The organism is Pseudomonas sp. UBA6315 (assembly GCF_002438125.1).
Lineage (GTDB): Bacteria > Pseudomonadota > Gammaproteobacteria > Pseudomonadales > Pseudomonadaceae > Aquipseudomonas > Aquipseudomonas faucium.
This window is the reverse complement of record NZ_DJTF01000134.1, coordinates 42,574-62,854: the sequence shown is the minus strand read 5'-3', so window position 1 is coordinate 62,854 and position 20,281 is coordinate 42,574. Positions and strand designations below refer to the sequence as shown.

The window sequence follows — 20,281 nt, the reverse complement described above, 5'->3', positions numbered from 1 at the left end:
CCGTCGACCGAACCGAAGTTGCCCTGGCCGTCGACCAGCAGGTAGCGCAGCGAGAACGGCTGGGCCATACGCACGATGGTGTCGTAGACCGCAGTGTCGCCGTGCGGGTGGTACTTACCGATCACGTCACCGACCACACGGGCGGATTTCTTGTACGGCTTGTTCCAGTCGTTGCCCAGTTCGCTCATCGCATAGAGAACGCGACGATGCACGGGCTTCAAGCCGTCACGCGCATCGGGCAGCGCTCGCCCGACAATCACGCTCATCGCGTAGTCGAGGTAAGACTGTCTCAGTTCGTCTTCGATATTGACCGGGAGGATTTCTTTGGCCAGTTCGCCCATGAGAAGCCTGATTCCTTTTTCTGGTGAAACTTCGTAGCTCCATCAAGGGCCGAACGAAGCTCGCCGCCGCAGCGCTTAGGGGTGCGACGACTTACGACAAATCAATGAGTTGTGCCATGGATCTGCGCAAAATTGGCCGCCGTGATGGGCGGTCTTGGAAACTGCCGGATGTTATCACAAAGGCAGTGGCGGTGGGGAGATGTGGCAGCCTGCCGCTGGGCAAGAATATGAGGGGTTCGCGGCGGCCCTATCGCCGGCAAGCCGGCTCCCACAGGAAGCTTGGGCCTGTGGTAAGCCGGTGGGAGCCGGCTTGCCGGCGATAGGGCCCGACCGGCCTAGTGCAAACGCTTGCGGCACACCAGCTGGGCAAGCTTGGCCGCATCCGGCCGCTCGACGATGCCACGCTCGGTCACGATCACATCGATCAGGTCCGCCGGGGTCACGTCGAACACCGGGTTGAACACCTCGACATCCGGCGCCACCCGGGTGCCGGCATAATCGAGCAACTCGTCGGCATCGCGCTCTTCCAGCGGAATGTCCTCGCCGGTCGCCAGGTTCAGGTCGATGCTGGTACTTGGCGCCACCACCATGAAGCGCACCCCGTGGTGCATGGCGCTGACCGCCAGCTGATAGGTGCCGATCTTGCCGGCCATGTCGCCGTTGGCCGCGATGCAGTCGGCACCGACCACCACCCAGGTGATGCCTTTGGTCTTCATCAGGTGGGCCAGCGCCGAGTCGGCGCACAGGGTCACCGGGATGCCTTCGTTGGCCAGCTCCCAGGCGGTCAGGCGCGAACCCTGCAGCCAAGGGCGGGTTTCGCCGGCATACACACGCTCGACCATGCCCTCCAGGTAGCCGGCGCGGATCACCCCCAGCGCCGTGCCGAAGCCGCCGCTGGCCAGCGCCCCGGCATTGCCGTAGGTCAGCAGGGTCTGCGCGTTGCCCTGGTGCCGGCGGATCAGCTCGATGCCGTACTGGGCCATGGTCAGGTTGGCCTCGCGGTCGCTTTCGTGGATGGCCACCGCCTCCGCCTCCATGATCGCCAGCACGTCCTCGTCGGGGCGCAGCCGCTGCAGGCGCTCGCGCATGCGGTTGAGCGCCCAGAACAGGTTGGCGGCGGTGGGCCGCGATTCGGCCAGGGTGAGGAAGTCCTCTTCCAGGTCCATCTCCCAGTCGCCGCCCTCGGCCAGGCGCTCTTCCAGGGCCAGCACCAGGCCATAGGCCGCGGCGATGCCGATGGCCGCCGCGCCGCGCACGGCCATGTCACGAATGGCTGCGGCCACCTGCGCGACATTGTCGCAGGCCAGCCAGCGCTCCTGCGACGGCAGCAGGCGCTGGTCGAGCAGGTGCAGGACGCGGTGCTGCCAGCGAATCCCGGTCACCTTCTGTGCCGCCAAAAGTCGCTCGCGCATCCCCTCTCCCCGTCATTCGGATATCAAAAGCCGGCGATTATAGCGACCCTGGGCCTTGGGCGCTCGGGTATACTCCGGCGCAATTCGTAGAAGATTCAGAGGATTGTTCAATGAGCAACGTCGACCACGCCGAAATCGCCAAGTTCGAAGCCTTGGCGCACCGCTGGTGGGACCGCGAAAGCGAGTTCAAGCCGCTGCACGACATCAACCCGCTGCGCGTCAACTGGATCGACGAGCGCGTCAGCCTGGCCGGCAAGAAAGTCCTCGACGTGGGCTGCGGTGGCGGCATTCTCAGCGAGGCCATGGCCCTGCGCGGTGCCAGCGTCACCGGTATCGACATGGGCGAAGCGCCGCTGGCCGTGGCCCAGCTGCACCAGCTGGAATCGGGCGTGCAAGTGGAGTACCGGCAGATCACCGCCGAGGCCCTGGCCGAAGAAATGCCCGAGCAGTTCGATGTGGTCACCTGCCTGGAAATGCTCGAGCACGTGCCCGACCCGTCGTCGGTGATCCGCGCCTGCTACCGCATGGTCAAGCCCGGTGGCCAGGTGTTCTTCTCGACCATCAACCGCAACCCCAAGGCCTACCTGCTGGCCATCGTCGGCGCCGAATACATCCTCAAGATGCTGCCGCGCGGCACCCACGACTTCAAGAAATTCATCCGCCCGTCCGAGCTGGGCGCCTGGAGCCGCGTTGCCGGCCTTGAAGTGAAGGACATCATCGGCCTGACCTACAACCCGCTGACCAAGCACTACAAACTGTGCAGCGACGTCGACGTCAACTACATGATCCAGACCCTGCGCGAGGAATGAGCATGCGTTTGCGAGCAGTACTCTTCGACATGGACGGCACCCTGCTCGACACGGCGCCGGACTTCATCGCCATCTGCCAGGCCATGCTGGCCGAACGCGGCCTGCCGGCCGTCGACGACAAGCTGATCCGTGACGTGATCTCCGGCGGCGCCCGCGCGATGGTCGCCGCGACCTTCGCCATGGCCCCCGAAGACGATGGCTTCGAGGCGCTGCGCCTGGAGTTCCTGGAGCGTTACCAGCGCGACTGCGCGGTGCACAGCAAGCTGTTCGACGGCATGGGCGAACTGCTGGCCGACATCGAGAAAGGCAACCTGCTGTGGGGCGTGGTCACCAACAAGCCGGTGCGCTTCGCCGAACCTATTATGCAGCGCCTGGGCCTGGCCGAGCGCTCGGCCCTGCTGATCTGCCCGGACCACGTCAAGCACAGCAAGCCCGACCCCGAGCCGCTGATCCTGGCCTGCAAGACCTTGAACCTGGACCCGGCCAGCGTCTTGTTCGTCGGCGACGACCTGCGCGACATCGAGTCCGGCCGCGACGCCGGCACCCGCACCGCGGCAGTGCGCTATGGCTATATTCATCCAGAAGACAACCCGAACAACTGGGGTGCCGATGTGGTGGTGGACCACCCGCTGGAGTTGCGCAAGGTGATCGACAGCGCCCTGTGCGGTTGCTGAGCTTGACGATCAACGCGAACTCTATGGGAGCGGGCTTGCCCCGCTCCCACAAGGCCCGTGTCAGCCCATAGAGATAGGGAATATTCAATGTTCGACTACACCGCCCGCCCCGACCTGCTCAAAGGCCGGGTCATCCTGGTCACCGGTGCCGGCCGCGGCATCGGCGCCGCCGCTGCCAAGGCCTACGCCGCCCTGGGCGCCACCGTGCTGCTGCTGGGCAAGACCGAAGCCAACCTCAACGAGGTCTACGACCAGATCGAGGCCGCCGGCCATCCGCAGCCGGTGGTGATCCCGTTCAACCTGGAAACCGCCCTGCCCCACCAGTACGACGAGCTGGCGGTGATGATCGAGGACCAGTTCGGGCGCCTCGACGGCCTGCTCAACAACGCTTCGATCATCGGCCCGCGCACGCCACTGGAGCAGCTCTCGGGCGACAACTTCATGCGCGTGATGCACATCAACGTCGATGCCACCTTCATGCTCACCAGCACCCTGCTGCCGCTGCTCAAGCTGTCGGAGGACGCCTCGGTGGTGTTCACCTCCAGCAGCGTCGGGCGCAAGGGCCGTGCCTACTGGGGCGCCTATGGGGTGTCGAAGTTCGCCACCGAAGGGCTGATGCAGACCCTGGCCGACGAGCTTGAAGGGGTTGCGCCGGTGCGCTCCAACAGCATCAACCCGGGCGCCACGCGCACGGCGATGCGGGCCCAGGCCTATCCGAGCGAGAACCCGCAGAACAACCCGCTGCCTGAAGAGATCATGCCGGTGTACCTATACCTGATGGGGCCGGACAGCACCGGGGTCAATGGGCAGGCGTTCAACGCCCAGTGAGCCTGTGTCGCCTCCGGCAAGCCAGCTCCCTGTAGGAGCCGGCTTGCCGGCGATAGGGCCGGCCCAGTCTCAACCCGCAGCCAACGCCGGGCGCATACGCCCCTGCTGCCGCCCTTCCATCTGCATGCACCGTTCCAGGAACAGGTACATGCAGTCGTAACTCTTGCAGATCGCCTTGCGCAGTTCATTGCGCAGCCCCTGGGTGGGGTTCTCGCCGGCCAGGGTGCAGATGATTTCCAGCGCCTCCCACGGGTGCGCGTCATCATACTGGGCATGCATCTTCAGCCACTTCATGGCGCGCTTGCGCTGGTCTTCCGGGAAGCCCATGGCATAGGTGTCTTCGGCGCAGACCACCGCCGACCACTCCCCCGTCGCCCCTTCGATGGCGTAGTTGGTGGCCGCCATGGCAATGGCCAGCGACTCGGTGGTGCACACTCGCCAGCACCAGTCGTTGAGCCCGTTGAGCTCCGCCGGCACTTCCTGGCCCTGCAGTTCGTGCAGGTGGATACCGTGCGCGTGGCACCAGTGCACCCAGTAGTCGGCATGGTTGAGTTCGACGCGGATATTGCGCATCAGCCAGCGCCGCGCCATGTCCTCGCCGGGGTGGCGGGCGTAGCGGGTCTTGGTCAGGTTATGGGCCATGTACAGCGAGAACTGCTCCACCACCGGCCAGCCACCGATCAGGTACTGGCGAATGGTCGACTGGCGCAGTTGACCATCGCGCAAGCGCTGGTAGAACTCATGCTCGACTACCCGGCGCTTGCTCTCCCGGCAATCTTCGATCAGCTGCTGAGCCCATTGGGGGTAACTGGCGGGGTCCATCAATGGCCCGATACGAACGAATGCATCAATCACTTTCAGCTCCTTGATCCCTGTGATCTTGCCGGCATGTATTCAGCGAAAGGTTCCAGGCGCCCGATGCAGCAGGGGCCGTGCAGCAATCCGTTGGCGCTGCAGACTGTCGCAGGTGAACACCTGCGGTCGTTCGATCAGATAGCCCTGGGCGTAGTCCACGCCGATCTCCTGCAAGGCCTGCTCGATCAACGGTGTTTCAACGAACTCGGCGATGGTCCGTTTGCCCATGACATGGCCGATGTGGTTGATCACCTCGACCATGGCCCGGTTGACCGGATCATCCAGCATATCTTTGACAAAACTTCCGTCGATCTTCAAGAAGTCGACAGGTAAATGTTTCAAATAGGCGAATGACGACATTCCGGCACAGAAGTCATCCAGCGAGAACTTGCAGCCCAGCCCTTTCAATTCGTTGATGAATCGGATGGCGCTGCCCAGGTTGGCAATGGCGCTGGTTTCAGTGATCTCGAAACAGATCAGCCGGGGCGGGATGGCATATTCGACGAACAGCCGCCGCAGGTACTCGAGAAACTTGTCATCGCCGATGCTCGAACCCGACAGGTTGATCGCGCACATGGCCAGCGGGCCTTCCCGGCCTTCGTCCAGGCTTTGCCGGATGACCTGGAACACATTGCGCACCACCCAGCGGTCGAGCGCCGTCATCAGGCCATAACGCTCGGCCGCCGGGATGAAGCTGTCCGGCAGGATGGTGCGGCCGCTTTCATCGTGCAGGCGCAGGAGGATTTCGATATGGCCAGGCCCGTCGATGGCCGCGAGCGGAGCAATTTCCTGGGCGTAGAGGCAGAAGCGGTTTTCCTCCAGGGCCACGTGCAGGCGCTGGATTCAGGCCATCTCGCCAAAGCGCATGGACAGCTCGCTGTCATCGGCGTGGTACACCTGCACCCGGTTGCGCCCCTTCTCCTTGGCCATGTAGCAGGCCATGTCGGCCGCCCGCAGGGAGGCTTCCAGGGTGGAAGGCGCCTGCGCCATGTTGACCAGGCCGATGCTCACGGTGGTCACGAAGGGCCGCCCCTTCCACACGAAGTGCAAGCTCTGCACGGCCTGGCGCAGGTTTTCGGCGATCTTTTCCGCCTGCTCGGGCGGGCAGTTTTCCAGCAGCACGCCGAATTCGTCGCCGCCCAGGCGGGCCAGGGTGTCACCCTCGCGCAGCCCCGACTGCAGCACGGCGCAGATGTGCCGCAGCAGCTCATCGCCGGCGGCATGGCCGCAGGTATCGTTGACCAGCTTGAACTGGTCGAGGTCGAGGAACATCAGCGCGTGCCGCCCGGCCTGGCGCACCAGGCCATTGAGCGCCTGCTCCAGGCGGTACTCGAACTCGCGGCGGTTGGCCAGGCCGGTCAGGGCGTCATGGGTCGCCTGCCATGACAGGTTGGCGATGTACTGGCGCTCCTGGGTCATGTCGTGCAGCACCAGCACGATGCCGGCCACCTGCCCGTCATTGATGATCGGCGAGCCGACCAGGTTGATCGACACCGTGGTGCCGTCCAGGCGCTGGATCAGCCGCGCATGCTCGGCACCGCCCTTGAGGTTGCCGCTGAGCACCTGCTCGAGCAGCCCCCTGCCATCGCTCTCGGCCTGCTCCTCGACCAGGCTGAACAGCGCCGTCAGCGGCAGGCCCAGGGCTTGCCCGGCCTGCCAGTGGGTCAGTTGCTCGGCGGCGGGGTTCATGTAGCCGATGCAGCCGTCGACATCGGTGGTGATCACCGCATCGCCAATCGCCTGCAAGGTGATCTGCGCCCGTTCCTTTTCTTCCTGCAGGGCGCTGGCGAAGGCCTGGCGCTGGGCCAGCAACTTGCTCGAACGGCGCCAGGCGATGGTGATGAGGAACAGCGCGGTGAGCAGGTTGGTGATCAGCAGCACCCGCAGCAGCATGCGCGAGCCCTCGCCCAGGGCATCGCTGAAGGCCTTGGCTGCCGGCGTTACGCCTTCATTGATGAAGACGATGCGGGCACGCCAGTCGTCCACCCGCTCAGGCGTGGCCTGCCCCTTGGCGAAGCCGTCGCGCATTTCGTTGGCCAGCACGTCCAGCTTGTTCAGGTAGTCGTCGCCGATGTTCCAGTAGGCGATGGCGGTCTGCATGTAGCTGATCTGGTGAAAGTTGCGGTAGAACCAGATGATCCGGTCGACGTCGTCGGGGTGGTTGCCGCCCTGCAGCACGGCCTGGCGCGCGGCCTCCAGGTCCGGGTCGGGCTGGTCGAGGACCTCGCGCAGCAAGTGGTCGCCCTGGGGCACGGTGATGACCTGGCGGTAGCGCTCGTAGGTGCGCTCGTCGCCGCTGTCGGCATACAGGTTCAGGTAGTAGATGGCATCTTTCTGCGCCTTGGACCACAGGCTTTCGCCCGCGACGTAGGCCCGCACGGCCGACAACGCATAAAGGCTGAGGCTGCCCAGCAAGACCTGGAAGACTACAACGGCGATGAAGGGCCAGATGATACCCAGCAACCTTGGCGCCTCTAGCGTGCGATATCCCTTCATGTAGTCCCTGTCACAGAGCAGAAAAGGCTCGATTCAACCCAGACAAGCACAGCGTAGGCCATTTGCCATCTGCATGACGGGGAATTTTGCCAGGGATATCAGGATTCAGGTCTGCTGCAAATGCCCATACAACTTGGCATACAGCCCGCCTTCGGCAATCAGCTGCTGATGGCCTCCGTCCTCGGCCACATGCCCGCCATCGAACACCAGCACCCGGTCAGCCTGCTTCACCGCCGACAGGCGGTGGGCGATGATCAGCGTGGTACGGCCACTGAGAAAACGCGCCAGGGCCTGATGCAGGTTGTACTCGGTGGCAGCGTCCAGCGCCGAGGTGGCCTCGTCGAGGATCACCACCTTGGGCTCGGCCAGGACCATGCGGGCAATCGCCAGGCGCTGGCGCTGCCCGCCAGACAAGCGCACCCCGGAACGCCCCACCACACTGTCCAGGCCCTGGGGCAAGGCGGCGATGGTGGCGTCCAGCTGGGCGATGCGCAGAGCCTGCCAACAGGCTTCATCGGTGCACTCGCGGCCCATGGTCAGGTTGGCGCGCACGCTGTCGTTGAACAGCGACGGATGCTGCAGCACCACCGCGACGTTCTCGCGCAAGGTTTCCAGGCCGATTTCCTGCAGGCTCGCACCGCCGAAGCGGATAGTGCCGGCCTGGGCGCTGTACAAGCCCAGCAGCAACTGCACCAGGGTGCTCTTGCCGCCGCCACTGGCACCGACGATGGCCACCTTCTCACCCGGCGCGATGGACAGGTCGAGGTGCTCGAGCACCGGCTCGTCGGCATAGGCAAAACGCAGGTCGCGCACTTCGATGCCCACGGTTTCACGACCGGCGAACGGGTCGCTGGCCGCCGCGTACTGCGGCTCGTCATCGCGCGCCAGCAGCTCGTTGAGGCGGCTCAGCGCGCCACCGGCCGCATAGTAGGCGTATTGCAGATTGAGCAGCTGCTCGACCGGGCCGATCATGAACCACAGGTAGCTGAACACCGCCAGCATCTGCCCGATCGACAGGTCGGAGAACAGCACCGTGAGCATCGCCGCCGCGCGGAAGATATCGATGCCGAACTGGAACAGCAGACCACTGGCGCGCCCGCTGGCGTCGCTCTTCCATTGCGAATCCACGGCGTAGTCGCGCACTTCGCGGGCGCGCAGGCCAAGGCGGCCGAGGAAGTAGCCCTGGCGGTTGCCGGCGCGGATTTCCTGGATGGCATCGAGGGTTTCCGCCAGCGCCTGGGTAAAGCGCGAGGTGCTGTCGTTCTCGAGCTTCTTCAGGTGCTTGACGCGCTTGCCCAACTGCACAGTGAAGTAGATCACCAGCGGGTTGAACAGCAGGATCAGCAGCGCCAGCTTCCAGTGCATCCACATCAGGATCGCCGCGGTGCCGGTCAGCGTGAGCATGGCCACCAGGAAACGGCTGAGGGTTTCGCCGACGAACTTGTCCAGGGTGTCCAGGTCGGTGACCAGGTGGGTGGTCACGGTGCCGCTGCCCAGGCTTTCGTATTCCTTGAGCGAGATGCGCTTGAGCCGCTCGATCAGACGGATGCGCAGGCGGTAGACGATGTCCTTGGCCAAGCCCGCGAACAGCTTGGCCTGCACCACGTTGAACGCCAGCGCGGCCAGGCGCAGGCACAGCGTCACCACCAGCATCAGGCCGATGTAGCCGGCCGCCACCTGCCAGCCGCTGGGCAGCAGGTGGTTCATGAACTTCAGGGCGGCGTCGCCATGGCCCAGCAGCACTTCGTCGACCAGCAACGGCAGCAGCAACGGGATCGGCACGCTGCAGCAGGCAGCCAGCACCGCCACCAGGTTGGCAGTCCACAGGTTTTTCTTGTGATGCAGGGCCAGGCGGCGGATTTCCGCCCAGCTCAGGCGGTCGGGCACAGCAGCGGGCTTCCCTGGCACAGGGTCGGGCGACCCTGGCAAATCAAGCACAGACGGCCTGCTGTAGCCAGCGGCCGAGCAACGGTTGCAGGCTCTCCAGCGGCTGGTAGCCGTTGGTCAGCAGCGCCAGCTGGCCATTGCGTTCGGCCAGCAGCGTCGGGAAGCCGGCGATGCCCAAGTCCTGCACCCAGCTGAAATCGGCGGCGGTGGCGGCGCGCATATCGGCGCGGGCGAAGGCCTCGGCGAACAGCGCGCGGTCAAAACCGGCCCGCTCGGCCAGCTCGACCAGGTGCGGGGCAGTGGTGACGTCCACGCCCTGCTCGTAGAACGACGCCTGGATCAGCGCCAGCAGCGGCCATACGCGCTCGGCGTCCAGCTCGCGGGCGGTGACCAGGGCCCGGCAAGCCGGCTCGGTGTCGTAGACGAAGCCGTCGGGCATGGCACCGTCGAAACGAAACGGCTGCCCGGTGGCCTCGCTCACCGCCTGCCAATGCTCGAGGATGTAGCGCCGGGTGGAGGCATCCAGGGCGCTGCCGCCGCTGCGCAAGCCACCCAGCACCAGCCGCGTCGGCACGCCCGCCTCAGCCGCCTGGGCGATCAGGGCCGCGGCCACCGGCGCGAACCCCCAGCACCAGGAGCACATCGGGTCCATCACATAGAGCAGGCGTGCGGTCATGCATCAGGCCTCGGCTTTGTAGTTGTAACCGATCGGGTGCGGCAGGTTGCGGGCCTTGGCCAGCTCGATCTGCTTCTGCCGGTCGATGGCGCTGCGCCGGGTCTTCTCGCTCAGGCTGTCCCAGCAGTGCGGGCAGCTCACGCCTGGCGAATAGTGCTCGGACGCGCGGTCTTCCACGTTGACCGGGTGGCGGCAGGCATGGCACTGGTCGTACTCGCCTTCGCTCAGGTCATGGCGCACCGTGACGCGGTTGTCGAAGACGAAGCAGTCGCCGTCCCACAGGCTCTCTTCCTGAGGCACTTCCTCGAAGTATTTGAGGATGCCGCCCTTAAGATGATAGACCGCCTCATAGCCTTCACCGAGCATGTAGCTGGAGGCTTTTTCGCAGCGGATGCCGCCGGTGCAGAACATCGCCACCTTCTTGTGCTTGCTCGGGTCGAAGTTGGCCTTGATGTACTCGGGGAACTCGCGGAAGGTCTCGGTCTTCGGGTCGATGGCGCCCTTGAAGGTGCCGATGGCCACTTCGTAGTCGTTGCGGGTGTCGATCAGCAGCACTTGCGGGTCGCTGATCAGCGCGTTCCAGTCCTTGGGCTCGACATAGGTGCCGACCGCCTGGTTCGGGTCGACGCCCGGCACGCCCAGGGTGACGATCTCTTTCTTGAGCTTGACCTTGGTGCGGTAGAACGGCTGCTCGTCGCAGTACGACTCCTTGTGGTCGACATCCACCAGGCGCGCATCGCTGCGCAGCCAGGCGAGCAGGCCGTCGATGCCTTCGCGGGTGGCCGAGACGGTGCCGTTGATGCCTTCATGGGCAATCAGCAAGGTGCCTTTGACGCCGTTGTCGAGCATGGCCTTGAGCAGCGGCTCGCGCAGTTCGACGTAGTCTTCCAGGGTGACGAACTTGTACAGCGCCGCCACGACGATCGGTTGGGACATGTAAGTGAATCTCCAGGTGGTTGCCCTCGTAAGGGGCGGACCAGGTTTGACATGAAACAGGGGGCTGCTGCGCAGCCCATCGCCGGCAAGCCAGCTCCCACAGGTGCGGCGTGCGCTGTACCTGTGGAAGCCGGCTTGCCGGCGATGGGCCGCTCAGCGGCCCCCTTGGGATGTTGCAGATTGTACCAGAACGACGGAACGGATTCAGTGCCCGCCGCCAGCACACACCGGCGAGGCCGGTGCAGCACCGACCTTGGCCCACTCCTCGGCGGTGTAGGTGTGGATCGCCAGGGCGTGAATCTCGCCCATCAGCTCACCCATGGTGGCGTACACCTTCTGGTGGCGCTTGACGCTATTGAGCCCGGCGAACTGCTCGCTGACGATCACCGCCTTGTAGTGGGTCTCCTGGCCACGGCTGTGCATGTGGCTTTCGTTGAGCACTTCAAGGTGTTGCGGGGCCAGCGCGGCCAACTGCTGCTCGATGCGTTGCTGCATGCTCATCGCTCGCTACTCACTTCTTCGCCGGGGCGGCGGCCTTGCCAGCGTTGGGGTCCAGTTCCTTGGTCATGTCTTCGAGCAGCTTGTTGACCACAGGTACCGCAGGTTCCAGGCTCTGCTGGGTCAGCTGGGCCGACTGCTGGGTGACCTTGGGCATTTCACGCAGCACTTTCTTGCCCAGTGGCGACTCGTAGAACTTGACCAGGTCCTTGAGCTCCTGCTCGGTGAAGGTCTGGGTGTACAGGTCGACCATCTTCGGCTTCAGCTTGTTCCAGCCGATGGCGTTGTCCAGGGCGGCGTTGGCCTTGGCCTGGTAGCTTTCCAGCACCGGCTGCTTGGAAGACGGCGCCTTGGTCTGGGCGAAACGCTGGGCGAACATCTGCTGGACCTGCATGTACACCGGAGTGCCCAGCTTGTCGGCGTTGGCCAGGGTCAGGAATTTCTCGGCAGCAGCGTTGTGGCTGGCGGTGGCAGCGAGTACCTGGCCGCTGGCACAGGCCAGGGCGACGGCGGCACAGAGGACACGAAGACGGGTCATTGCATTTCCTTCAGGAGGGGGAGGCGGTACCTCAGAGTAGAGCATTCTGCTCCCGCAGGGGCGCAGCGCTCAAGTGGCACGACGAGCGATTGAACCGCACGTTCGCATGAGGGCCTAAACTGCTGATTCTGACTGACAAAGGAGTGAACGCAGCATGAGCCGTATCGAGACAGACAGCCTGGGCCCAGTCGAAGTTCCGGAGAACGCCTACTGGGGCGCGCAGACCCAGCGCTCGCTGATCAACTTTGCCATCGGCAAGGAACGCATGCCGCTCGCGGTGCTGCACGCCCTGGCCCTGATCAAGAAAGCCGCGGCGCGGGTCAACGACCGCAATGGCGACCTGCCGGCCGATATCGCCCGGCTGATCGAGCAGGCCGCCGACGAAGTGCTCGATGGCGAGCATGACGACCAGTTCCCGCTGGTGGTGTGGCAGACCGGCAGCGGCACGCAGAGCAACATGAACGTCAACGAGGTGATCGCCGGGCGCGCCAACGAGCTGGCCGGCAAGGGCCGCGGCGGCAAGGCGCCGGTGCACCCGAACGACCACGTCAACCGCTCGCAGAGCTCCAACGACTGCTTCCCCACCGCCATGCACATCGCTGCGGCGCAAGCGGTGCACGAGCAACTGCTGCCGGCGGTGGCCGAGCTGTCCTCGGGCCTGGCCGAGCTGTCGGCGCGCCACCACAAGCTGGTCAAGACCGGCCGCACGCACATGATGGACGCCACGCCGATCACCTTCGGCCAGGAGGTGTCGGCCTTCGTCGCCCAGCTCGACTATGCCCAGCGCGCCATCCGCGCCACCTTGCCGGCGGTGTGCGAGCTGGCCCAGGGCGGCACGGCGGTGGGCACCGGGCTGAATGCCCCGCACGGTTTTGCCGAAGCCATCGCCGCCGAGCTTGCCGCCCTCTCCGGCCTGCCCTTCGTCACCGCGCCGAACAAGTTCGCCGCGCTTGCCGGCCACGAGCCGCTGACCAGCCTGGCCGGCGCCCTGAAGACCCTGGCGGTGGCCTTGATGAAAATCGCCAACGACCTGCGCCTGCTCGGTTCCGGCCCGCGCGCGGGGCTGGCCGAGGTGCGCCTGCCGGCCAACGAGCCGGGCAGCTCGATCATGCCCGGCAAGGTCAACCCGACCCAGTGCGAGGCGCTGTCGATGCTGGCCTGCCAGGTGCTGGGCAACGACACGGCGATCGGCTTTGCCGCCAGCCAAGGGCACCTGCAGTTGAACGTGTTCAAGCCGGTGATCATCCATAACCTGCTGCAGTCGATCGAGTTGCTGGCCGATGGCTGTCGCAACTTCCAGCTGCACTGCGTGGCCGGGATCGAGCCGGATGCCGAACAGATGGCTGCGCACCTGGAGCGCGGGCTGATGCTGGTGACGGCGCTGAACCCGCATATCGGCTATGACAAGGCGGCGGAAATCGCCAAGAAGGCCTACAGCGAAGGCAAGACCTTGCGCGAGGCGGCGCTGGAGTTGAAGTACCTCACCAACGAGCAGTTCGACCAGTGGGTGCGGCCGGAAAACATGCTGGCACCCGGTGGCAAAGGCTGATCTGTACTGGCCCTATCGCCGGCAAGCCGGCGATAGGGCCGCTAGCCTCAACCCGCCACCCTGGCCGTGCGCGCCCGCCACCCCGCCATCAGCGAAGGCCCCACCGCCACCAGCGTCGACCCCAGCACCACCGTCACCGCCCCCACATACCCCAAGGCATTGATGTCCTCGGCCTGCACATAGTCAGGCCACACCCAGGCCGCCACCGCCACCGCCACGAACGTCACCAGCGGCGTCATCGCCAGCGTGGCACTCACCCGCGAGGCTTCCCAGTGCGCCAGCGCCTCGGCAAAGGCGCCATAAGCCACCAGGGTATTCAGGCAACAGGCCAGCAACAGCCAGCCCTGCAGCGGCGACAGCTGCAGCGCCTGCAGCGGGTGCACCCAAGGCGTCAGCAGCGCGGCGCAACCCAGGTAGATCACCATCATCACCTGCTGCGAATGCCACACCGTCAGCAGCTGTTTCTGGCTCAGCGCGTAGAACACCCAGATGCTGGTGGCCAGCAGCACCGTGAGCACCCCGGTGGTGTAGATGCCCAGCGAAGTCAGCAGCTCTTCCAGGCGTTGATTGAAGAACAGGCCAAAGCCGCCCAGCAGGATTAACAGGCCGACGCCCTGCCCCAGGCTGAAGCGCTCCTTGAACACCAGCACGCTGGCCACCAGCAACAACACCGGGCCCATCTGCACCACCAGCTGCGTGGTGCCAGCGCTGAGCTGCTTCAGGCCGAACAGGTACAGCACGTAGTTGCCGAGCAGGCCGAACACCGCGACCACCAGCAGGCCCTTGCCCCTGGCCGGCAGCTTGCCCACGGCCGGCAAACGCCGCTGCATCGCCAGCCAGGCGAACAGCAAACCACCGGACACCATCAGGCGGTACCAGGTGACTGTCACCGGGTCCATCACCTGCAGCACTTGCTTGAGCTTGATGGGCAGGATGCCCCAGAGCAGCGCGGTAAGCAGTGCCAGGAACAGGCCATAGCCCCAGCGGCCGGATGTTGTGTGCATAAAGTCCTCGATCGAGCCCGTGGTGGGGGTAGGCTGGATTCTAAGGGCTTGAGGGAAAACTGCCGGGAAAAGAATTCATCAGTTCATTCCCCGGCGGCATGCAGGCTTACTTCTTGTGCTTGGCGAACGCCGCTTCCAGCGCCTCGTTGATGGTGCGCAGCACCTTCACCCGGGCCCAGCGCTTGTCATTGGCTTCGATCAATGTCCATGGCGCGATCTCGCTGCTGGTGCGGTCGACCATGTCGCCCACTGCATCGACGTACAGGTCCCACTTGTCGCGGTTGCGCCAGTCGTCCTCGGTGATCTTGTAGCGCTTGAACGGGATCTGCTCACGCTCCTCGAAGCGCTCCAGCTGGGTCTGCTGGTCGATCGCCAGCCAGAACTTGACCACCACCACGCCGGCGTTCACCAACTGCTCCTCGAAGTCGTTGATCTCGCTGTAGGCGCGCATCCAGTCATTGGGCGTGCAGAAGCCCTCGACCCGCTCGACCAGCACCCGCCCGTACCACGAGCGGTCGAAGATGGTGAACTTGCCGCGTGCCGGGATATGCCGCCAGAAGCGCCACAGGTAGGGCTGCGCACGCTCCTCCTCGGTGGGCGCGGCAATCGGCACGATGCGGTACTGGCGCGGGTCCAGCGCGGCCGCCACGCGGCGGATGGCGCCGCCCTTGCCAGCGGCATCGTTGCCTTCGAAGGCCGCCACCAGGGCATGCCGGCGCATGTGCTTGTGGCGCAGCAAACCGGCCAGGCGCGCCTGTTCGGTCACCAGTTGCTCCTGGTAGTCCTGCTTGTCCAGGCGCAGGGTCATGTCCAGCGCGCCAAGCAGGTTGCGCTGATCGATGCTGCGGCCCAGCGGGGCGATGTTGCCCTGGTGCTTGCCCTTGGGGTTGACCGCCAGCGCCGCCTGCAGGCTGTCCAGCAGGATGCGCCCGACCGCCAGGCTGCGGTAGTGCGGGTCGGCGCCTTCGACGATGTGCCAGGGCGCGTAGTCGCGGCTGGTGCGGCGCAGCACGCGCTCGCCGAAGCGCACGAAACGGTCGTAGGTTTCCGACTGCTGCCAGTCCAGCGGGCTGATCCGCCAGCTGTGCAGCGGGTCGTCCTTGAGCGCCTTGAGGCGCGCCTTCATCTGTTTCTTGGACAGGTGGAACCAGAACTTGATGATCAGCGCGCCTTCATCGCAGAGCATCTGCTCCAGGCGCTCGGCACCGGCGATGGCCTGGTCGAGCACGGCATCCTTGAACACCCCGTGCACCCGCCCCTGGAGCATCTGGCTGTACCAGTTGCCGAAGAACACGCCCATCCGCCCTTTCGGCGGCAGGGCGCGCCAGTAACGCCAGGCCGGGGGCCGGGCCAGTTCTTCGTCGGTCTGCTGGTCGAAGGTGAGCACATCGATCATGCGCGGGTCCATCCACTCGTTCAGCAGCTTGACCGTCTCGCCCTTGCCGGCGCCTTCGATGCCGTTGATCAGCACGATCACCGGGAACCGCGCCTGCTGCTTGAGTTCGTACTGGGCTTCGAGCAGCGCCTCGCGCAGGGCGGGCACTTCGGCCTCGTAGGTTTCCTTGTCGATGCTGTGACCGATTTCCGCGGATTCGAACATGCTGGGCTCCTTCATTGGATTAGCAAGACTAGCGGATTTTCCTCGGGGGCTGTAAAGGCCCAATCGCCGGCAAGCCGGCTCCCACAAGGTTCGGCAGGTTCCTGGTGGGAGCCGGCTTGCCGGCGACAGGGCCATTACTGGCACAGCGCAAATCCGGCAGATGGCATAAAATCCGCACATCCGCTGCAACCGAGCCAACCATGTCCACCCTTCTGCAACACGCCCAGATCGACTGGGACGACCAGGGCCGCCCCCATTCGCGGCAATACGACGACGTCTATTTCGCGGTCAACGAAGGCATCGAGGAAACCCAGCACGTGTTCCTCGGCCAGACCCGCCTGGCCGAGCGCTTTGCCAACCTGGCGCCGAACGCCTGCGTGGTGATCGGCGAAACCGGTTTTGGCACCGGCATGAATTTCTTCTGCGCCTGGCAGCTGTTCGAGCAGCACGCGCACAGCGATGCGCGCCTGCACTTCGTCAGCGTCGAAAAATACCCCCTCGGCCACGCCGACATGGCCCGCGCCGTCCGCCTGTGGCCAGAGCTTGCCGCCTACACCGAACCGCTGCTGGCGCAGTACGTGGCGGTGCACCCGGGCTTCCAGCAATTCACCTTCGCCGAAGGCCGGGTCACCCTCACCCTGTTGATCGGCGATGTGCTGGAACAGCTGCCGCAACTCGATGCGCAGATCGACGTGTGGTTCCTCGACGGCTTCGCCCCCGCCAAGAACCCCGACATGTGGACACCGGAGCTGTTCGCGCAGCTGGCGCGGCTGTCGCACCCGGGCACTGTGCTGGGCACCTTCACCACCACCGGCTGGGTGCGCCGCAGCCTGGTCGAGGCGGGCTTTGCCATGAAGAAGGTGCCGGGCATCGGCAAGAAGTGGGAGGTGATGAGCGGCGCCTACGTCGGCCCCCTCCCCGGCCCCGCCGCCCCCTGGTACGCGCGCCCTGCCCCGTTGCCAGGCCCGCGCCAGGCACTGGTGATCGGCGCCGGGCTCGCTGGCAGCGCCACGGCCGCCAGCCTGGCCCGCCGTGGCTGGCAGGTCATCGTGCTGGAGCGCCACGCCGCCCCTGCCCAGGAAGCCTCGGGCAACCCGCAAGGGGTGCTATACCTGAAGCTGTCGGCCCATGGCACGGCGCTGTCGCAGATGATCCTGTCCGGCTTCGGCTACACCCGCCGCCAGCTCGAACGCTTACCCAAAGGCCAGGACTGGGACGCTTGCGGTGTGCTGCAACTGGCCTTCGACAGCAAGGAAGCCGAGCGCCAGGCCAAGCTCGCCGAGGCTTTTGACAGCGGCCTGCTGCGCACGCTGGAGCAGGCTGAAGCCGAGGCGATTGCCGGTGTGGCGCTGCCTGCAGGCGGGCTGTTCTATCCGCAGGGCGGCTGGGTGCACCCGCCGGCCTTGTGCCAGGCACAACTGCAGCATCCGAACATTCAAGTGCGGCTGCATCAAGACGTGGTCGAGCTGCGCAAGGTCGACGGCCTCTGGCAAGCCTGGGAGGGCGAACAGCTGCTGGCCAGCGCGCCACTGGTGGTGCTCGCCGGTGCCGCCGACGTGCGGCGCTTCGAGCCGTGCGCGGCATTGCCGCTCAAGCGCATCCGCGGGCAGATCACCCGCTTGCCGGCCACTGCGGCAAGCCGCGCACTGCACACCGTGGTCTGCGCCGAGGGCTATGTGGCACCGCCACGGGGCGACGAACACACCCTGGGCGCCAGCTTCGACTTCCACAGCGACGACCTGACGCCGACCGTGGCCGAGCACCAGGGCAACCTGGCGATGCTCGACGAAATTTCCCTCGACCTGGCCGAGCGCCTGGGCACGGCGTCATTGGCACCCGAACAGCTCCAGGGGCGCGCGGCGTTTCGCTGCACCAGCCCTGACTACCTGCCGATCGTCGGCCCGCTCGCCGACGCCGGGGCCTTTGCCCAGGCCTATGCCGCGCTGGCCAAGGATGCACGGCAGGTGCCCGAGGTGCCGTGCCCATGGCTTGAGGGTTTGTATGTGAACAGCGGGCATGGCTCGCGGGGGCTGATCACGGCGCCGTTGGCCGGCGAGCTGATCGCGGCGTGGGCCAGTGCCGAGCCATTGCCGTTGCCGCGCGCGGTGGCCGAGGCGTGCCACCCGAACCGCTTTGCGCTGCGCAAATTGATTCGCGGTAAGTGAACGGGGCTGCTTGGCAGCCCAATCGCCGGCAAGCCGGCTCCCACAGCGGTTCCATATGCCTGTGCAGACCCCTGTGGGAGCCGGCTTGCCGGCGATTGGGCCGCAACGCGGCCCCTTCCATATAACAGATCGATCTAAAACTCTCGCAATTCACCCAGGTCAGTTCCTTACACGTGCCCTAATCCGGGGCACTGATTCCCCAACGGAAAAACCGGTAAGGACCTATGTGCGGATTAGCAGGAGAGTTGCGTTTCACCCCCATCGACCAAGCCCCTCGCCCGGCGGACCTCGCCGCGGTAGAGCGCATCACCCATCACCTGGCGCCTCGCGGCCCGGATGCCTGGGGCTTCCATAGCCAGGGCCCGATCGCCCTCGGCCATCGACGGCTGAAGATCATGGATTTGTCCGACGGCTCGGCGCAGCCGATGGTCGACAACCCCCTGGGCCTGGCCCTGGCCTTCAACGGCGCCATCTACAACTTCCCGGAGCTGCGCCAGGAGCTGCAGGAGCTGGGCTACAGCTTCTGCTCCGACGGCGACACCGAGGTGCTGCTCAAGGGCTACCACGCCTGGGGCGCGGCCTTGCTGCCCAAGCTCAACGGCATGTTCGCCCTGGCCATCTGGGAGCGCGACAACCAGCGCCTGTTCCTGGCCCGTGACCGCCTGGGCGTCAAACCCCTGTACCTGTCGCGCAACGGCGAGCGGCTGCGCTTTGCCTCGACCCTGCCGGCGTTGCTCAAGGGTGGCGACATCGACCCGATGATCGACCCGGTGGCGCTCAACCACTACCTCAACTTCCACGCCGTGGTGCCCGCGCCGCGCACCCTGCTGGCCAATGTGCAAAAGCTCGAGCCCGGCACCTGGATGCGCATCGACCGCCATGGTGAAGTGGAGCGCCAGACCTGGTGGCAGCTGCACTATGGCCCCAACCCGGACGAACGCGAGCTCGACCTGGAAGGCTGGACCACCCGCGTGCTCGACGCCACCCGCGACGCCGTGGCAATCCGCCAGCGCGCCGCCGTGGACGTTGGCGTACTGCTCTCCGGCGGTGTCGACTCGAGCCTGTTGGTCGGCCTGCTGCGCGAAGTCGGCGTGGATGACCTGTCGACTTTCTCGATCGGCTTCGAGGATGCCGGCGGCGAACGCGGCGACGAGTTCCAGTACTCCGACCTGATCGCCCGCCACTACGGCACCCGTCACCACAAGCTGCGCATCGCCGAAAGTGAAATCATCGACCAGCTGCCGGCTGCCTTCCGCGCCATGAGCGAACCGATGGTCAGCCACGACTGCATCGCCTTCTACCTGCTCTCGCGGGAAGTGGCCAAGCACTGCAAGGGCGTGCAAAGCGGCCAGGGCGCCGACGAGCTGTTCGCCGGCTACCACTGGTACCCGCAGGTGGACGGCGCCGAAGACGCCTTTGGCGCCTACCGCGCGGCCTTCTTCGACCGCAGCCACGACGAATACCGCGACACCGTGCAGGCGCCGTGGCTGCTGGAAACCGACGCCGCCGGCGATTTCGTCCGCGAGCATTTCGCCCGCCCCGGCGCGCCGGATGCCGTGGACAAGGCGCTGCGCCTGGACAGCACGGTGATGCTGGTCGACGACCCGGTCAAACGGGTCGACAACATGACCATGGCCTGGGGCCTGGAGGCGCGCACGCCGTTCCTCGACTACCGCCTGGTGGAGCTGTCGGCGCGCATTCCAGCCCGCTTCAAGCTGCCCGATGGCGGCAAGCAGGTGCTCAAGCAGGCCGCGCGGCGGGTGATCCCCCACGAGGTGATCGACCGCAAGAAAGGCTACTTCCCGGTCCCCGGCCTCAAGCACCTGCAAGGCGCCACGCTGGACTGGGTGCGCGAGCTGCTGACCGACCCAAGCCAGGACCGCGGGCTGTTCAACCCGGCCATGCTCGACCGCCTGCTGAGCAACCCGCACGGCCAGCTCACCCCACTGCGCGGCTCCAAGCTGTGGCAGCTGGCGGCGCTGAACCTGTGGCTCAGCGAACAAGGAATCTGAC

At 65.7% G+C, this 20,281-nt stretch carries 16 protein-coding genes and 1 pseudogene; 6 read left to right on the top strand and 11 right to left on the bottom strand.

Going from position 1 to position 20,281, the window contains the following annotated elements; translation table 11 throughout:
• Together B3E94_RS16015 and mtnA are read right to left on the bottom strand one after the other, a co-directional pair.
• The coding region (locus B3E94_RS16015; RefSeq protein WP_286914261.1) for a DNA gyrase subunit A at positions 1–341 on the bottom strand (341 nt) is incomplete at its 3' end.
• Between the two features lie 335 nt (positions 342–676).
• Positions 677–1,753, bottom strand: coding sequence for an S-methyl-5-thioribose-1-phosphate isomerase (gene mtnA / locus B3E94_RS16010; RefSeq protein ID WP_176514222.1), 1,077 nt, complete (start codon positions 1,751–1,753; stop codon positions 677–679).
• Between the two features lie 110 nt (positions 1,754–1,863).
• Between mtnA and ubiG the strand changes: the two genes are divergently transcribed.
• From ubiG to B3E94_RS15995, 3 genes are all read left to right on the top strand, one after another.
• A complete protein-coding gene (ubiG, locus tag B3E94_RS16005; protein WP_176514224.1) occupies positions 1,864–2,562 on the top strand; it encodes a bifunctional 2-polyprenyl-6-hydroxyphenol methylase/3-demethylubiquinol 3-O-methyltransferase UbiG in 699 nt (232 codons plus the stop codon).
• A gap of 2 nt (positions 2,563–2,564) precedes the next feature.
• Positions 2,565–3,236 (top strand): N-acetylmuramic acid 6-phosphate phosphatase MupP, encoded by a 672-nt coding sequence (gene mupP / locus B3E94_RS16000; protein WP_176514226.1) that lies wholly within the window; start codon positions 2,565–2,567, stop codon positions 3,234–3,236.
• An 87-nt stretch (positions 3,237–3,323) separates the two neighbouring features.
• On the top strand, positions 3,324–4,064 hold the full coding sequence (locus B3E94_RS15995; RefSeq protein ID WP_176514228.1) for a YciK family oxidoreductase: 741 nt from the start codon (positions 3,324–3,326) through the stop codon (positions 4,062–4,064).
• Positions 4,065–4,133: 69 nt separating this feature from the next.
• Here B3E94_RS15995 and B3E94_RS15990 read toward each other — a convergent pair whose 3' ends face one another.
• The 7 genes and pseudogenes from B3E94_RS15990 to B3E94_RS15960 all read right to left on the bottom strand — a co-directional run bounded on the left by B3E94_RS15990 (position 4,134) and on the right by B3E94_RS15960 (position 11,950).
• Positions 4,134–4,919, bottom strand: coding sequence for a TenA family transcriptional regulator (locus tag B3E94_RS15990; protein ID WP_236238074.1), 786 nt, complete (start codon positions 4,917–4,919; stop codon positions 4,134–4,136).
• A gap of 39 nt (positions 4,920–4,958) precedes the next feature.
• Positions 4,959–7,415, bottom strand: a pseudogene (locus tag B3E94_RS15985) (EAL domain-containing protein).
• A 105-nt stretch (positions 7,416–7,520) separates the two neighbouring features.
• Positions 7,521–9,353 carry an ABC transporter ATP-binding protein gene (locus B3E94_RS15980; RefSeq protein WP_176517092.1) on the bottom strand — a complete coding sequence of 611 codons (1,833 nt, stop codon included), beginning with the start codon at positions 9,351–9,353 and terminating at the stop codon, positions 7,521–7,523.
• Positions 9,346–9,978 (bottom strand): DsbA family protein, encoded by a 633-nt coding sequence (locus B3E94_RS15975; RefSeq protein WP_286914260.1) that lies wholly within the window; start codon positions 9,976–9,978, stop codon positions 9,346–9,348. Before B3E94_RS15975 ends, B3E94_RS15980 begins: the two co-directional genes overlap by 8 nt.
• Before the next feature lie 3 nt (positions 9,979–9,981).
• Positions 9,982–10,914: a rhodanese-related sulfurtransferase gene (locus B3E94_RS15970; protein WP_176517090.1), complete on the bottom strand. Its 933-nt coding sequence runs from the start codon at positions 10,912–10,914 to the stop codon at positions 9,982–9,984.
• Positions 10,915–11,118: 204 nt separating this feature from the next.
• Complete coding sequence (locus tag B3E94_RS15965; RefSeq protein ID WP_110639591.1) at positions 11,119–11,415, bottom strand: BolA family protein; 297 nt, start codon at positions 11,413–11,415, stop codon at positions 11,119–11,121.
• 10 nt (positions 11,416–11,425) lie between these two features.
• Positions 11,426–11,950, bottom strand: coding sequence for a DUF2059 domain-containing protein (locus tag B3E94_RS15960; RefSeq protein WP_176517088.1), 525 nt, complete (start codon positions 11,948–11,950; stop codon positions 11,426–11,428).
• 154 nt (positions 11,951–12,104) lie between these two features.
• Between B3E94_RS15960 and B3E94_RS15955 the strand changes: the two genes are divergently transcribed.
• On the top strand, positions 12,105–13,499 hold the full coding sequence (locus B3E94_RS15955; protein WP_236238079.1) for a class II fumarate hydratase: 1,395 nt from the start codon (positions 12,105–12,107) through the stop codon (positions 13,497–13,499).
• Positions 13,500–13,546: 47 nt separating this feature from the next.
• Here B3E94_RS15955 and B3E94_RS15950 read toward each other — a convergent pair whose 3' ends face one another.
• Both B3E94_RS15950 and pap read right to left on the bottom strand, forming a co-directional pair.
• On the bottom strand, positions 13,547–14,503 hold the full coding sequence (locus tag B3E94_RS15950; protein ID WP_286914258.1) for a DMT family transporter: 957 nt from the start codon (positions 14,501–14,503) through the stop codon (positions 13,547–13,549).
• Between the two features lie 106 nt (positions 14,504–14,609).
• The gene (gene pap, locus B3E94_RS15945; protein WP_236237451.1) at positions 14,610–16,103 is read right to left on the bottom strand and encodes a polyphosphate:AMP phosphotransferase; all 1,494 of its coding nucleotides are present in this window, start codon (positions 16,101–16,103) and stop codon (positions 14,610–14,612) included.
• Between the two features lie 200 nt (positions 16,104–16,303).
• Here pap and mnmC point away from each other — a divergent pair, with 200 nt between their 5' ends.
• Positions 16,304–18,268, top strand: coding sequence for a bifunctional tRNA (5-methylaminomethyl-2-thiouridine)(34)-methyltransferase MnmD/FAD-dependent 5-carboxymethylaminomethyl-2-thiouridine(34) oxidoreductase MnmC (gene mnmC, locus B3E94_RS15940; protein ID WP_286914256.1), 1,965 nt, complete (start codon positions 16,304–16,306; stop codon positions 18,266–18,268).
• Positions 18,269–18,492: 224 nt separating this feature from the next.
• Positions 18,493–20,280, top strand: coding sequence for an N-acetylglutaminylglutamine amidotransferase (locus tag B3E94_RS15935; protein WP_286914255.1), 1,788 nt, complete (start codon positions 18,493–18,495; stop codon positions 20,278–20,280).
• The last annotated feature ends 1 nt before the right edge of the window (position 20,281 follow it).

Bases quoted from the DNA above. Each gene is read 5' to 3' on its own strand.
- mtnA (WP_176514222.1), bottom strand. From the start codon at position 1,753: ATGCGCGAGCGACTTTTGGCGGCACAGAAGGTGACCGGGATTCGCTGG.
- ubiG (WP_176514224.1), top strand. From the start codon at position 1,864: ATGAGCAACGTCGACCACGCCGAAATCGCCAAGTTCGAAGCCTTGGCG.
- mupP (WP_176514226.1), top strand. From the start codon at position 2,565: ATGCGTTTGCGAGCAGTACTCTTCGACATGGACGGCACCCTGCTCGAC.
- B3E94_RS15995 (WP_176514228.1), top strand. From the start codon at position 3,324: ATGTTCGACTACACCGCCCGCCCCGACCTGCTCAAAGGCCGGGTCATC.
- B3E94_RS15975 (WP_286914260.1), bottom strand. From the start codon at position 9,978: ATGACCGCACGCCTGCTCTATGTGATGGACCCGATGTGCTCCTGGTGC.
- B3E94_RS15970 (WP_176517090.1), bottom strand. From the start codon at position 10,914: ATGTCCCAACCGATCGTCGTGGCGGCGCTGTACAAGTTCGTCACCCTG.
- B3E94_RS15965 (WP_110639591.1), bottom strand. From the start codon at position 11,415: ATGAGCATGCAGCAACGCATCGAGCAGCAGTTGGCCGCGCTGGCCCCG.
- B3E94_RS15960 (WP_176517088.1), bottom strand. From the start codon at position 11,950: ATGACCCGTCTTCGTGTCCTCTGTGCCGCCGTCGCCCTGGCCTGTGCC.
- B3E94_RS15955 (WP_236238079.1), top strand. From the start codon at position 12,105: ATGAGCCGTATCGAGACAGACAGCCTGGGCCCAGTCGAAGTTCCGGAG.
- B3E94_RS15950 (WP_286914258.1), bottom strand. From the start codon at position 14,503: ATGCACACAACATCCGGCCGCTGGGGCTATGGCCTGTTCCTGGCACTG.
- pap (WP_236237451.1), bottom strand. From the start codon at position 16,103: ATGTTCGAATCCGCGGAAATCGGTCACAGCATCGACAAGGAAACCTAC.
- mnmC (WP_286914256.1), top strand. From the start codon at position 16,304: ATGTCCACCCTTCTGCAACACGCCCAGATCGACTGGGACGACCAGGGC.
- B3E94_RS15935 (WP_286914255.1), top strand. From the start codon at position 18,493: ATGTGCGGATTAGCAGGAGAGTTGCGTTTCACCCCCATCGACCAAGCC.